Origin of the sequence: Pallidibacillus pasinlerensis (assembly GCF_009996845.1) — a bacterium.
Lineage (GTDB): Bacteria > Bacillota > Bacilli > Bacillales > Caldibacillaceae > Pallidibacillus > Pallidibacillus pasinlerensis.
This window is the reverse complement of the sequence record NZ_JAACYS010000082.1, coordinates 1-13045: the sequence shown is the minus strand read 5'-3', so window position 1 is coordinate 13045 and position 13045 is coordinate 1. Positions and strand designations below refer to the sequence as shown.

Annotated in this window: 12 protein-coding genes; 6 read left to right on the top strand and 6 right to left on the bottom strand. The window is 33.2% G+C overall.

The annotated features are described in order from the left end of the window. Together yhdJ and GW534_RS14110 are read right to left on the bottom strand one after the other, a co-directional pair. The coding region (gene yhdJ / locus GW534_RS14115) for an adenine-specific DNA-methyltransferase (RefSeq protein ID WP_161921636.1) at positions 1 to 878 on the bottom strand (878 nt) is incomplete at its 3' end. A 647-nt stretch (positions 879 to 1525) separates the two neighbouring features. Further along, positions 1526 to 1843: a hypothetical protein gene (locus tag GW534_RS14110; protein WP_161921635.1), complete on the bottom strand. Its 318-nt coding sequence runs from the start codon at positions 1841 to 1843 to the stop codon at positions 1526 to 1528. A gap of 64 nt (positions 1844 to 1907) precedes the next feature. Between GW534_RS14110 and GW534_RS14105 the strand changes: the two genes are divergently transcribed. Further along, complete coding sequence (locus tag GW534_RS14105; RefSeq protein WP_161921634.1) at positions 1908 to 2114, top strand: hypothetical protein; 207 nt, start codon at positions 1908 to 1910, stop codon at positions 2112 to 2114. 128 nt (positions 2115 to 2242) lie between these two features. On the opposite strand, the gene GW534_RS14100 is transcribed toward GW534_RS14105, so the two are convergent. Together GW534_RS14100 and GW534_RS14095 are read right to left on the bottom strand one after the other, a co-directional pair. Then, positions 2243 to 4846 carry an ABC transporter permease gene (locus GW534_RS14100; protein WP_161921633.1) on the bottom strand — a complete coding sequence of 868 codons (2604 nt, stop codon included), beginning with the start codon at positions 4844 to 4846 and terminating at the stop codon, positions 2243 to 2245. Further along, on the bottom strand, positions 4827 to 5729 hold the full coding sequence (locus GW534_RS14095) for an ABC transporter ATP-binding protein (RefSeq protein WP_161921632.1): 903 nt from the start codon (positions 5727 to 5729) through the stop codon (positions 4827 to 4829). The genes GW534_RS14100 and GW534_RS14095 overlap by 20 nt, the downstream gene beginning before the upstream one ends. Before the next feature lie 387 nt (positions 5730 to 6116). On the opposite strand from GW534_RS14095, the gene GW534_RS14090 reads away from it, so the two are divergent. The 5 genes from GW534_RS14090 to GW534_RS14070 all read left to right on the top strand — a co-directional run bounded on the left by GW534_RS14090 (position 6117) and on the right by GW534_RS14070 (position 10710). Beyond that, on the top strand, positions 6117 to 6299 hold the full coding sequence (locus GW534_RS14090) for a hypothetical protein (RefSeq protein WP_161921631.1): 183 nt from the start codon (positions 6117 to 6119) through the stop codon (positions 6297 to 6299). Then, entirely contained in the window at positions 6289 to 7713 is a 1425-nt protein-coding gene (locus tag GW534_RS14085) for an amidase (protein ID WP_161921630.1), read from the top strand. The genes GW534_RS14090 and GW534_RS14085 overlap by 11 nt, the downstream gene beginning before the upstream one ends. Before the next feature lie 81 nt (positions 7714 to 7794). Then, a complete protein-coding gene (locus tag GW534_RS14080; protein ID WP_161921629.1) occupies positions 7795 to 9081 on the top strand; it encodes an arsenic transporter in 1287 nt (428 codons plus the stop codon). Between the two features lie 259 nt (positions 9082 to 9340). Continuing rightward, a complete protein-coding gene (locus tag GW534_RS14075) occupies positions 9341 to 9868 on the top strand; it encodes a PDDEXK-like family protein (RefSeq protein WP_161921628.1) in 528 nt (175 codons plus the stop codon). Continuing rightward, positions 9817 to 10710, top strand: coding sequence for a hypothetical protein (locus tag GW534_RS14070; RefSeq protein ID WP_161921627.1), 894 nt, complete (start codon positions 9817 to 9819; stop codon positions 10708 to 10710). Before GW534_RS14075 ends, GW534_RS14070 begins: the two co-directional genes overlap by 52 nt. Before the next feature lie 169 nt (positions 10711 to 10879). Here GW534_RS14070 and GW534_RS14065 read toward each other — a convergent pair whose 3' ends face one another. Both GW534_RS14065 and GW534_RS14060 read right to left on the bottom strand, forming a co-directional pair. Further along, positions 10880 to 11863, bottom strand: a complete 984-nt coding sequence (locus tag GW534_RS14065; RefSeq protein WP_161921626.1) for a DmpA family aminopeptidase — start codon at positions 11861 to 11863, stop codon at positions 10880 to 10882. 78 nt (positions 11864 to 11941) lie between these two features. Beyond that, on the bottom strand, positions 11942 to 12796 hold the full coding sequence (locus GW534_RS14060) for a DUF3800 domain-containing protein (RefSeq protein WP_161921625.1): 855 nt from the start codon (positions 12794 to 12796) through the stop codon (positions 11942 to 11944). Positions 12797 to 13045: the final 249 nt, after the last annotated feature.

The following is a 13045-nucleotide window of genomic DNA, read 5'->3' as shown; positions in this document are numbered from 1 at the left end:
GTTCTGACATTTTTAGATAAATTTTTTGTTTTTCTACTCTTATCTTTTTTCAGTTCTTCACCTTTATAATGAGTAGCGATTCCTGTTCTTCTAATACCAATTTTGAAGTATTCTTCCTCAATATCAAAAGAAACTGCTTTTCTGTTTAATTTTACAGCAACACCAGCTGTTGTAAAAGAACCACCGAATGGGTCTAGAACAATATCCCCCTCATTTGAACTAGCTAGAATAATTCTTTCTAATAATTTTTCTGGCTTCTGTGTTGGGTGATTTTCGTATTCTTCCATTTTATATCGTACTCTAGGGAATTCCCAAACATTACCTGGGACTTTCTTTGTATTATATGGTTGAGGTGGGTCTTTTCTGTAATCAATTAAACCTCTTTTAGCACCTGTTTTAGCTTCAACTAAAATATCCTTATAATTAAATGTATATTTTGCTTTTGGACTCTTGTTTACCATTAAGATAGGTTCGTAAAGACTTCCAAAAATTTTTTTTGATTGGACACCAGAACTATCATAACTCCAAACAATTCTACTCAATACGTTATAATTTTCCTGAACATAGATATCCAGATATGATATAAATTGTGTTGCAGTCATAAAATAAAATGTTCCATCGTCTTTTAATACTCTGAAACATTCATCAATCCAATATTTACACCATTTGATGTAATCTTCTTTTGTTTTCCACGCCTCTTTTTCCTTCACTTTTCCGAAGTCTTTACCAATGTTGTATGGTGGATCAGCGAAAATTAAATCAACTGTTTTATCTTTCATTTTTTTTAATAATTCTATACTATCACCACAGCCAATAAAACTGCTTTCATTATACATATTCTCAAAACTATTAGTTTCAATAAATATTTCTTTCCACATAGTCTATCACCTTTCCTTATGCTAATTATAACGTAAAAATTTGTTAAAATAAAACGTTGTTTAAAATTTCTAGTAAAGGTTGCTATTTAACAAATAATACATAAATTTTTATTATTTTCAACTTTTGATAGCATCTAAATGATGTTCTAATATTACCGCTATCATATAGGAAAAATAATTTGTCTTGTTTTTTTGATGAGTATTGTAACAGGATATTTTCTACTAATCAACCTTGTGATTGGACAAACCATCAACTGGATCTACGTCAAGTTTTTGGACACAAAAAGATTAAGTTTTTTTGCACAACAACCATTCATGTGTTTAGTGCAAAATAAAAGTTAAGAGTATTGCAACCAAAATGTTAGAAGGTTGCACAAAAAGAAAAGGCTTGCCAGCCCTCTCAAAATACCCTACCGTTATTGGTGTCTAATCAATTAATGGTGGGAGAGTGAAAGGATGCTAGCAATGCCTGAAATCAATCATATCAAAAAATTAAGGAATGATTTATCTAGCCACCTTAATAAATAAGGTTTACTCGTTTCAAACCATTGTGAACATAGTAAGTATAATTTTCCGTTTATTTTTATTTTTGAAACCATATCTGTATTCGTATAAGATTCCCTAGATAAAATTGGTGTACTTTCTAATTAAATTCCAGCATCACTTTTATTAATCCAGGTTTCTATCGTCTGCTTAATTTCATCGGATAGTTGTTGACTCTCTTGCATCACCTTGTGTAACCGCTCGCAATTTTCCCAATGTTTTTCCCATGTTTCCTTGCCAACGATTACTTCAAAATCAATTCGTTTTGGATTGCTCCAAGATTCATATTTTTCTAGTCTAATAATAATATCAACTAAGTTTTCAACATTTCGATTTTTAGGAGACAGCTTCACATCAGCAAGTATCCAATCTTTCCAATATGAATTCCCTTTCGATTGATTACATTTACCACAAGCTGGCACTAGATTACAGGAGCTACTTAATAATATTAGAAGTTTAGTTTTTAGTAATCAAGCGCTAATTGCCATGTATGATGCATTAACAGCTCATCCGAATCTCATAACAATAGAAGATTTTATTAGTCAATACGGTGAAAAGTGGGGCTTTGATGAAGAAACTGTGGAAAAAGCAAAAAGGAATAGTGAACTTTACGACGAGATTGCGAATAAAAAAGATTTAGTGTGTAGGGGATTTGGAGACTTTTATATAAAATTGAATACTTCCTCTACTTAAGGGTCCCCAAAGATAAGGAGAATTATTGGGGGACCCTAGAGATAACAAAAGCTATATTGGATACACACCTTATCAAGGATTATTTGTATAGTCAGATTAATATAATACATATTTAATCATGAAATAGTCTATTCAACAGCAACTATTCCCTTCTGCCTATTCCGTAATAAACCCTTATTATGTGTTTGTTTTTTGAAAATGAAAACGCCGATTAAATATAAAATAAGTGTACTAAATAGTAGTACAATGACACCTGAACTCAACCCGATAGCATTGTTATTGAGTACAGTAGCAATTTCACCATTGATGATTTTTCCGCTGTTTAAATATGTGAACGGTAGAAGATGAGTAAAATGTGAAAATTTGTCCATTGTACTTACGAAATATCCAGCTATTGAAATTCCTGTAGTTAATACAATCAGATTGACATAATTATTAACGAAATTCGACAAGAATAGAGCGAATGCAATTAAGAAGATAAGCCCTGTAATTATCAGTAGTACGTTCTCTACTAAATAATCCCCCATATTTATAAAGTGAAAACCACCTTCAGATGTTGCTGTACCTGAATATGACGCTGATTCCACATCTACCTCTGCATCATAATGGAGAATTGGAAATTCCCAATCACCAAAACGATTTCCGATAGTTCCGATGATTGTCATAAAGAATATGATCCCTAAGAAAAAAGAAATGGACAGAACACTTGAAACAATGAATTTCGCCGTATAAATTCTTCCTTTTGATAATGGCTGGGTATATAAAAAATGAAGCGGACGTTTTTTCCCTTTTTCTTTTGAAAACCCAGTACCAAACAAGAAAAGTAGTAGAAAAATTGGAACAAAATAGACAAACGTACTAATAAACGTATAAACATAAAACAACCCCGTATTGTCAATCTTTCTAGATTCATTTATTCTTTCTAATCTCTTTAATGGATGGGTTTCATAAGCATCATCATAAATACTATACAACGTTTCGGATGGTAGAACCGGTTCCAAACCTTTTCTTTTAAGTATTTCCTTTTCTTCAATACTAGCCGCATATGTAAAAAAGCTTAAATTTTTTACATAGATATTATCTTGAAGTTTAATCTCGCCCTTCCAAAGTTTATTTTGGTAAATCCAATAATCATAATATGTTCGCCAATCTTCTTCTTCATAAGCTTGTAGCATGTCCTTCTTTTGTTGAAGTAGTGTTTTTTCAATTTCAAGTTGTTTCTCAATACCGGCAGATAAATCTTTGGCCATTTGAAGTTCGAGTTTTTCATCTTCCGTTAATGTTTTCTTACTTTCTAAAATACGGATAGTTTCTGCATATTCTTCTAATCTGTTTTCATATAAGGTTGGAATTAATTCGTCTTCTGTAAATTCAATAGAAGTTTTTGTACTACTAATCATTTCTTCTTTTCTTTCTGCAACTTCAAGTGAAATAAAAATATATGCAACGATAATAAAAATTGTAATCACAAAAATCATAGGTTTTATGTAACCTTGTCTTATATGCTTTCGAAATTCAAATAAAAAGATGGCTTTAAATCCTTTCGCTGAATGAATGGTGTTGCCTTTCCGGAAAGGTCTTTTATTTACTGATTGTTTATCTAGAAGTGCCGTTCTCTTTTGTAAAAATAGACACACGAAAAATATTAGAACACTATACAGAAATAAGATCCAGACATTTTTTAATTGGCTTAGTTCATTCGGACGTTCAATCCATTCTTGTAAATTATAGTAGTAGAATGGATTAAGATGGTTCTGTAAAACATCGAAATGATTTGTAATGAATACTCCTGATAGAATAAATAAAACTGAAGTAATCAAAGCTCCTATTCTATTACTTAAAATGACCGATACAAGTATCACTATAGCAAACGAAAAGCTAACTACACATAAAAATAAAATGCACCATTGCAACAAGTATTCCCCAGTTGATATATATGTATATCCGAGTTCATGTAGATTTCCATATTCAATTAATTGAGGGTATTGAAAACTTCCGCCTTGACCATTAACTAATAATGTACACAAGAAAGAAATGATAAATATAAAAAATACGGCAATAACGGATGTAATTAACATGGTAATGTATTTACTTAGTAAGATTTGCCACTTTTTGATCGGTTGTGTGTATATAGTTCGAATGGTTTGCCCTTCTATATCTTCATTGAACAAATCACCAATTATGAAAATAATAAATACAATACCGAGTAAACTCATGAAGGTTGTTGTAACTAACTTAATAAAATTTGGCGTAGATAGAGAGTATTGATCATCCTCATATGGAAGTTTATATTGTACAAGAATTTTATTTTTTTCTATTGCTTTCTCTAATTCCAATCCTTGTAGTGCTTTAAATTCACCACCAAGTATTTGGTGGTTCTGAATGGACTCTAAAAATTGTAATTCAAATAGAGGAACGGATACCCAATCTTCATAATTAATGGCATTCGTCCAATCCTGTAACTTTGTTTGCATTTCGATTAAATTATCATTTATAGCTTGAAATGTAGGATTTTCAGGATTATCCAATAACTTTTTTGTGTATTCAGATGATATCTCATGTACTTCTTTTGTAAGAGGTGATGCTTGGTGCAATTTACGCTCTTTTATTTCTTCTTGCATAAGAAAGTTTCTAAAAAACAGCCCCGAAACAAAAATGAGCGTGAATAAAAAAAGAAATAATATTTTTTTACTACGCCATACTTTTTTTAGTTCAAATTTCAATAGTTTCATCTACTTCATCCTTCTTACTAAAAATTTGTTGATATCTTTCTTCTGAACCGGTTACCTTTTTTTCTATGTCTTTAATTGAAATACCCTGATTTAATAAGACCGAAATCACTGTTTGAAGTGATTTTTCAGCTATCCAAATCTTCAAACGTTCATTTTCAAGTATTACGGGGATTTGTTGTTCTTTTAAAATCTTGATTGCATGTTGTTGATTAGAAACAGATAAATAATATGTAACTTGCTCAAACTCAGATAAATCTTCTTCAATGATTTGACCGTTTTTTATGAAAATAATATTTGATGTTATACGATCGATTTCTCCTAAATTATGTGATGAAATTAAAATCGTTGTTCCTTCTTTATAGAGTTTTATGATTAATTCACGTACTCTAATAGCGCTAGTTGGATCTAATCCATTTAATGGTTCATCTAAAATTAATAACTTAGGTTTGTTTAAAATTGCCATAGCCAAAAGTAAATGTTGTTTCATTCCTAAAGAATAGTTTTTAACCTTTTTATGTAAGTACCCATCATTTCCGACTAGTTGTGATGTTTTAAGAATTTGTTCCTTAGATAAATTTTGTACGTCTGCTATAAACTGCAAATGGTCATATCCTGTTAAATATTCATACAAAACAGAGTTATCCTGCATAAAAGATGTTTCGTAAAAAATATTCGGGTCCGTATTTGGTCGCCCTAATATTTGTATATTCCCACTATCTGGTTTCAATAGATTAGTAATGATATTTAGTAAAGTAGTTTTTCCAGAGCCATTAGGACCAACAAGGGCGACTATCTTAGGATATGGAATATTAAAAGAGATATTATTTAAAACTAGTTCTTTACCATAGGATTTTGTGATGTTCTCCACTTGTAAAATTGCCAAATTTATCTCCCCCTAAATAAAATTGTAACGGTATATCAAAATTATTATAACAATTTTATTTATTTAAAAAAATGGGAAAGTTATTTTGAAAAAATGCTCTAAAATGGCTGATTTTTACATCAGTTGTTCAAGTTATTATATATTGTATAGAAACACTAAATTTTGAAAATGATTATGATATCGCGTTCATATTAGGAAAATAAGTTTCGTAGATGAAAGTCGATATGTTTATGGGGGATACTTTATTTGATTCATTTTGGCAGTTATTTGTAATTATTTTTGCAAGATTAGTATATTTATATTTTAAATAATTGAATATTCCTAAAATTTGATAAATATACAATAGTGTGTTAATATATAGACGAATGATGAAAAGGAGGTAGTTCCATGAAGAAGTTATCAGTTCGAGAATTACTAGAAAACCAAGGTATTAAGATTCCACCTCATCTAGATGAAATTGAAAGGAGATGGGAGGGCATTCAAAGTCTAAAGCAAGAAATTAATGATGCAAATTTAGACGATGCTGACCTTGCCATACGAAATATTCCTGGGGGTGATCATGTTGAGTAAAAAAGAATTAGTATCCAAGTCCGTTGAGGAGTTAGCACCTCTAATTGAAAAAAGAGAAGTTTCTTCACTAGAGTTAACAGAAGCAGTTTTAGAGCATGCAGAAAAGCTCAATGGTGAAATTAATGCCTATGTTAGCTTTAGAAGAAAGAAAGCCCTAGAAGAAGCAGAAAAGGCAGACGCAGAAATTGCATCAGGTAATTATCGAGGCATGTATCATGGTATCCCGATGGCCATTAAAGATAATATTTATGTGAAAGACGAAGTAACGACAATGTCATCGAAAATTCACCGCGACTTCGTTTCTGATTACGATGCGACAGCTGTAAAGAAAATGAGGGAAGCGGGAATTGTACTTACAGGTAAGTTAAACATGCATGAATATGCCTGGGGGATTACGAACAACAGTCCACATTTTGGACCAGTGAAAAACCCTTGGAATTTAAAGAAAGCCCCTGGAGGATCAAGTGGTGGGTCTGGTGCAGCAGTTGTTGCAGACATGACTGTAGCAACTTTAGGAACTGATACTGCTGGCTCAATCCGAATCCCATCATCCGCGTGCGGTATTGTCGGTTTAAAACCAACGCATGGTCTTGTAAGTAAATACGGTGTCTATCCGTTAGCATGGACACTTGACCATATCGGACCGATGACGAAAACAGTAAAAGATGCAGCTGGTTTACTCGAAGTTCTTGCCGGATTTGATAAGAACGATCCAACTTCCGTTAATGTATCTGTTGAAAAATATACAGAACAAGTAAAAGGTGATGTCAAAGGTTTAGTAATCGGAATTGAGGAAGACTTCTTCTTCAATCGAGTAGATGCAACTGTTGAAAAGTTAGTCAGAGATGCAATTCAACAGTTAGCTGATCTTGGCGCGAAGGTAGAACCAGTGAAAATCCCAGCATTGAAATATGCTGAGTATGCGGAGTTAGTTACTTCTCTATCAGAAGCATCGGCAATTCATCATCGTGATTTATTAGCTCGTCCAGATGATTTTGGCGATGATATCCGTATGCTATTTGAACTAGGAGAGCTATTCACAGCTGTTGACTATTTACAGGCACAACAATTAAGAAGACAACTCAAACAAGACTTTGAAAAGGCCTTCGCTCATATCGATGTCTTGATTGCACCAACATTACCAATTGTCATGCCGGATATCGGGGACGATTTAGTAGACTTGAACGGGGAAAAAGTAGATTTAGTTGAAAATACAATCCGCTTTACTGGTCCTGCAAACTTAACAGGTCTTCCAGCCTTAAGTGTTCCATGCGGATTTAAGGGTGATATGCCTGTTGGTTTACAAATTATCGGACCAGCATTTAAAGAGGGAACTCTATTAAATGTTGGGTATGCAATTGAGCAAACAAACCCATTAAAAGGTAAGAAACCTGAAATCTTAGTATCAAACTAAGATTGACGTGCAAAAAGGGTTGTCTCAGCAAGAGACAACCCTTTTTCTACTAACTATTTTTTCAATAATGAGGAGACCAATATGTATGGTGTATTAGCCATTTTGATTTTTATCCTAACCTTAATATTAATCATTTGGAAGCCTATGGGACTTTCAGTTGGCATGTCCGCCACGATTGTCGGGGTATTCGCCCTTGTAACCGGAGTCGTCGAAATCGCGGATGTTATTGATGTTGTCTCCATTGTGTGGAATGCGACATTGACGTTAGTGGCATTAATCATCATTTCGATTATTCTTGATAAGATTGGATTTTTTGAATGGGCTGCTTTACATATGGCACGAATTGCCGGTGGAAATGGCATTAAAATGTTTATCTTTGTTATTTTTCTCGGTGCCCTTGTTTCCGCATTTTTTTCCAATGATGGAACAGCACTTATATTAACGCCGATTGTATTAGCGATGGTTCGTTCATTAGGGTTTTCTAGAAAAATGTATCTACCTTATATTATGGCTTCAGGATTTATTGCCGATACGACATCACTGCCCTTTGTGGTCAGTAACCTAGTCAATATTATTTCCGCTGACTTTTTTGATATTGGCTTTTTCCAACACGTCTTGCGCATGTTCGTCCCAACGATTTTTAGTTTGATTGGTAGTTTATTAATGTTGTATATTGTTTATCGAAAAAGCATTCCAAATCAATATGATATGGAAAAATTAAAAAAACCGGAAGAAACGATTAAAGACCCGTTAATTTTTAAGTTGTCATGGGGTTTATTGTTTATTTTATTAATCGGATATTTCCTCAGTGAAACCTTTGCGATTCCTTTATCCATTATTGCGAGTATCGTCGCCATCATCTTTATTATTTTTGCTTATCGAAGTACAGTTGTGAATGTGAATGAAGTCATTAAAAATGCACCTTGGTCGATTGTGCTGTTTTCGATTGGGATGTATGTCGTTGTTTACGGTTTGAAAAATGCCGGTTTAACGCAATTTTTAGCAAATTTTATTGACCAAATGGCAAATTTTGGCTTATTTGCTTCCACAATGGGGATGGGCTTTCTCGCCGCGATTCTTTCTTCCATTATGAACAATTTACCGACCGTGATGATTAATTCCTTAGCCATTGCGGAAACGAGCGGGGTTTGGCAGGAGGCTTTAATTTATGCCAATGTGATTGGCTGTGATTTAGGACCGAAAATAACACCGATTGGATCCCTTGCGACACTGTTATGGTTACATGTTTTGTCTTCTAAAGATTTAAAAATTACGTGGGGATATTATTTTAAAATCGGGGTCATTTTAACACTGCCGACGTTATTTATTACATTACTTGGTTTATATCTTGTTTTACTAATCTTTTAAAAATAAGTAGCATGTGCTTTACATAGAGTTTGAAGAATACTGTATTTGGAACTGATAATATTAATCTATTAAAAGGAAGAGCAACTAAAAGTCTTTGATTTAAAAAAGACTTTAGTTGCTCTTTTGTTTTTTTGAAATTGTCCACTCGGCTATTAGACAAGTAGAAGTAATAGTATTAGTAACCGATTTAAATTATGATTGAACCTTTTAAAATGTTAAAATTATCACTGTAAATACATAGATTTTTAGGGGGAAGTTTATGAATAGTCGTGATCTACTTGAGCTTGAAAATGATTTGAAATTTCATCAATTGAACGAAAAAGTAAATTCTTTTAACATATTAAAAGTATTAAGGCTAGAAAACCATGAAATTCGTCATTCGAATGTTTTAGCATGGCTATTGAATCCGATAGACAATCATCAATTACGGGATTTTGTTTTACGGAAGTTACTTGAACATTTGATTTTAATAGAAGAAAATAGTGCTAATCCCCAAATGAAGCAGGTTGAGAAGATACTTGATTATTCATTGATGGATTGTCACGTTTATCGTGAAGTAAAAACTGATAAAAATCGTTTTATTGACTTATTAATCGTAAACCAACAATATAAGTATGTAATTTTAATTGAAAATAAATTTTATGCTTCTCTGGACAAAATATTCTTTCTTATAGTTTTGAAAAATTTATTGAGCAACAATTCCAGGAAGATGTCATTTTCAATGCGCATCCAACTATGCCGAACTTTTTACCGCCGGAGTGGAATTCCATCAGTAAATATCAGTTGAGAGAGCCAAATTATTGGTTAGGAAAAGGAATCGTTGTTTGGTTCGAACAAACGAAAGATCAACGGTTAAGATCGATTGCTGAATTAGGACCGATTACATATACAAATCGACTAGCATTTCTAGAAAAATTGGAACAAGTGGGCATTCCTGTGAAGGAAAATTCGAAATTAGAAAAAGCACGTTATACCCGATTTTTCACCCAAAAAGTTGACATTAATAAATGGGATGATATGGATGAGTTAACTCAAGCCATGTTTGATTTATATAATAGTCCTGAATTTACGTTACTACGAAATCAAGTTGCTAATATATTGGAAGGTAAAATATCAGTACCTGAAATTAAAAAGGAGACAAGTGTAACGCAGGATTCGTCTGTTAATTATAAGGATTACATTCAAAAAGCCTTCCGAAAATGGGTGGAATTAAAAGCGATTCCAAATACTCATTACCGTGTGACAGCCAGAAATTTATCCTTTAAGATTCCTTTGTTTGATCAATATAAAGAGAGATTAGGAGAAACGAGGGAAAAATGGTGGTGGGATAACGGTCCATTTTTATTTTGGATTAATTATAACGAAGCTGAAATGTATTTTGTGTTAGAAGTTGGACCGATTGAAGCGGATAAACGGGTTCAATTAATGGAGAGCCTACAAGAACAAGGAATCACATTTAATAAAAAAGGGCTCACTTTGGATGCGAAATATACTCGTATATTCAGCAAAACCGTTGCGAATGATGGATATTATGAAGAACAGTTAATCGATGTTTTTGACACGATTTATAACGATAATAGATTACAAGAAATTTTGGATAAGCTTCGTTTGATGTTGGATGAGTTTTAAAAGAATGATTGAAAAGAGATTCAAATTTTAATCAGGACGCTTAATACAGATGAGGTGAATTCCATTTCACCTCAAGCCCCAATTAATGGGGCTAATATTGTTATCTATGTGATTTTAAAGTGTTGATACGACTATCGATTATTTTAAGCATAATGAGAGTATAATAGTTTTATTCCTCGTGTATTGATTTTACTACTCTCCCTTTTCTCCCAACTGTCGTTTCCGCATGGTACAGCGATTGATAGATTGCTTCCTCAGTAGCTTCAACGGTGGCAGCAAATATCTCGTTCATCATCGGATGGTGATCATGAAGGAGTGTTCGAGTATCAGTCATTTCGCTTGCATCATGAGGGATCGTGTATCCATTTGAAAAGGCGATAATGATATCCCCACTCCCATTGGATACAGTTGTCCCTGTCCGTCCTAACCCAATCGCTGCCCGTTTAGCTATTCGTTTTAACTGTCGATCAGAAAGAGGAGCATCTGTTGCGACAACAATAATGACAGAGCCATCTGGTTTTTCCAAATTATCCTTTTCCCAGTTTTTTATTTTTAATTCGTCTTTGCGACCAAAGTTTGTGAGAGCCAGGACACCAACGGTATATTGCACATCTTCATATTCCGCTATTCTTGAAGCAGAACCAATCCCACCCTTTACACCGTAACAAATCATTCCTTTTCCTGCGCCGACCGCACCTTGTTCAACCGGGCCACTTTTCACGTTTAGGATCGCTTCAATGGCATGGTCGGGTTTTATCGCCATTAAGCGCATGGAATTCAAATAACTATCATTACATTCACCGACAACAATGTTTAGTGAACTCGTCGCATCGCCAATTGCTGGATTTTCTTTTAACATATACTCTAACGTCCCTTGAAGAACAGCAGGGACACTGAAGGTGTTTGTAAGCATGATCGGTGACTCGATAACACCGAGCTCTTCCACTTGAACAAGTCCCACCGTTTTACCAAAGCCATTTAGTATAAAACTTGCGGCAGGGACCTTTTGTTCAAAAATATTCCCATCATGGGGAAGAATCGCCGTCACCCCAGTACAAATCGTATCTTCTTCATTTAACTTTTCATAAAGCGTGACATGTCCCACTTTTACACCAGCCACATCTGTAATTGCGTTGAATTTTCCTTTTTTCATATTTTCTCCTTTTAAATAAATTAACTGTTTTAAATTGCTTTCTTTTCTATTTTTATTTCTCAATTGATATAAAAATACTCATACATGAGTACTTAAAAATAAATTAAGGTATGTAGAAAATGGGATGGGTTTTAATTGGTCACTGTAATGCCATTCAAAATAACTTGTATTTTCTAGCAAAAATGTTTTTAAATTTGTTGTTTTAAGCAAATCAATTATAAGTCTTCGTTTTGCTATAGCACGAGTGGATGTTTCGTGATTATTTTCAATGATAAAACGTGCAATACCTAGTAAAGTATCGGTTAATTCTATCCCGTATTCTTCTCTTTTTTTACGAAAATCAACATATGTAACTTTATAACTTTCATTTCTGTATACAGATTGTATATTGAGCTGATATAGCAGAGTTTCTTTTAAATTTTTTGAATTTAATGTTGGTATCTGTTCCTTGCTTTTATTAGAATTTTTGTTGTAGGTACTATCTTCTTCAATATAAATTTCTGCATTAAGATAGGCGTGTTGACCATACTTTCTTAACAGACCATAAATAAGACGCTCTGGTAATTTATTGTAAATTGTCATTGAAACAATATCATTTAAAACTGGTTTTATGGGCTTTGCGATACTTTCAATCTTATTCAAATCATAATTTATGATATTTAATTGCATTCCTTCGATATTTTCTAAACCTAAAGAAATAAGTGCTTTGAATCTTTCAGTGCTTTTACCGTAACCGTTAAAATCTGTAAAATGTAATGGTTTTTTCCCTTCTTTAATAATGTCATTTAGTAACGAATGATTGTTTTTCTCAAGATATACTCGCTCTGGTATTAATACAGCTCCCATAAAATGTAACTTCTCGCTTTGTTTTCCACTTTCGTCATAAAAAATTCGTACATTTGTTGGTGTAGCAATTGCTTTTTGAGTTGGCATACAATCACATCCCCTTAAAGTAAAAGTATGAGTAAAATTATTGTGGGCGGAATAAATTTTATCCCCTTCATTTAGTGAACGAACGTAGTGAGTTCACTAAATGAAGGGGCAAGCAAGCGAAAGCGCGGTAGTTAATAAGCAAATAACATGAAAAAGAGGGTTACTCCTTGGTAGAATCTTAGTCAACCAAAACTAAATCACAAACAAAGGAGTATCCCTCATGGAAAAGAATATCACAAAATATCCAAA

What these genes read in the sequence shown, in the direction of transcription:
- GW534_RS14100 (WP_161921633.1), bottom strand. Translation starts at nt 4,846, where the DNA reads ATGAAACTATTGAAATTTGAACTAAAAAAAGTATGGCGTAGTAAAAAA.
- GW534_RS14085 (WP_161921630.1), top strand. Translation starts at nt 6,289, where the DNA reads ATGTTGAGTAAAAAAGAATTAGTATCCAAGTCCGTTGAGGAGTTAGCA.
- GW534_RS14105 (WP_161921634.1), top strand. Translation starts at nt 1,908, where the DNA reads ATGTATGATGCATTAACAGCTCATCCGAATCTCATAACAATAGAAGAT.
- GW534_RS14065 (WP_161921626.1), bottom strand. Translation starts at nt 11,863, where the DNA reads ATGAAAAAAGGAAAATTCAACGCAATTACAGATGTGGCTGGTGTAAAA.
- GW534_RS14090 (WP_161921631.1), top strand. Translation starts at nt 6,117, where the DNA reads ATGAAGAAGTTATCAGTTCGAGAATTACTAGAAAACCAAGGTATTAAG.
- GW534_RS14070 (WP_161921627.1), top strand. Translation starts at nt 9,817, where the DNA reads ATGCCGAACTTTTTACCGCCGGAGTGGAATTCCATCAGTAAATATCAG.
- GW534_RS14060 (WP_161921625.1), bottom strand. Translation starts at nt 12,796, where the DNA reads ATGCCAACTCAAAAAGCAATTGCTACACCAACAAATGTACGAATTTTT.
- GW534_RS14080 (WP_161921629.1), top strand. Translation starts at nt 7,795, where the DNA reads ATGTATGGTGTATTAGCCATTTTGATTTTTATCCTAACCTTAATATTA.
- GW534_RS14075 (WP_161921628.1), top strand. Translation starts at nt 9,341, where the DNA reads ATGAATAGTCGTGATCTACTTGAGCTTGAAAATGATTTGAAATTTCAT.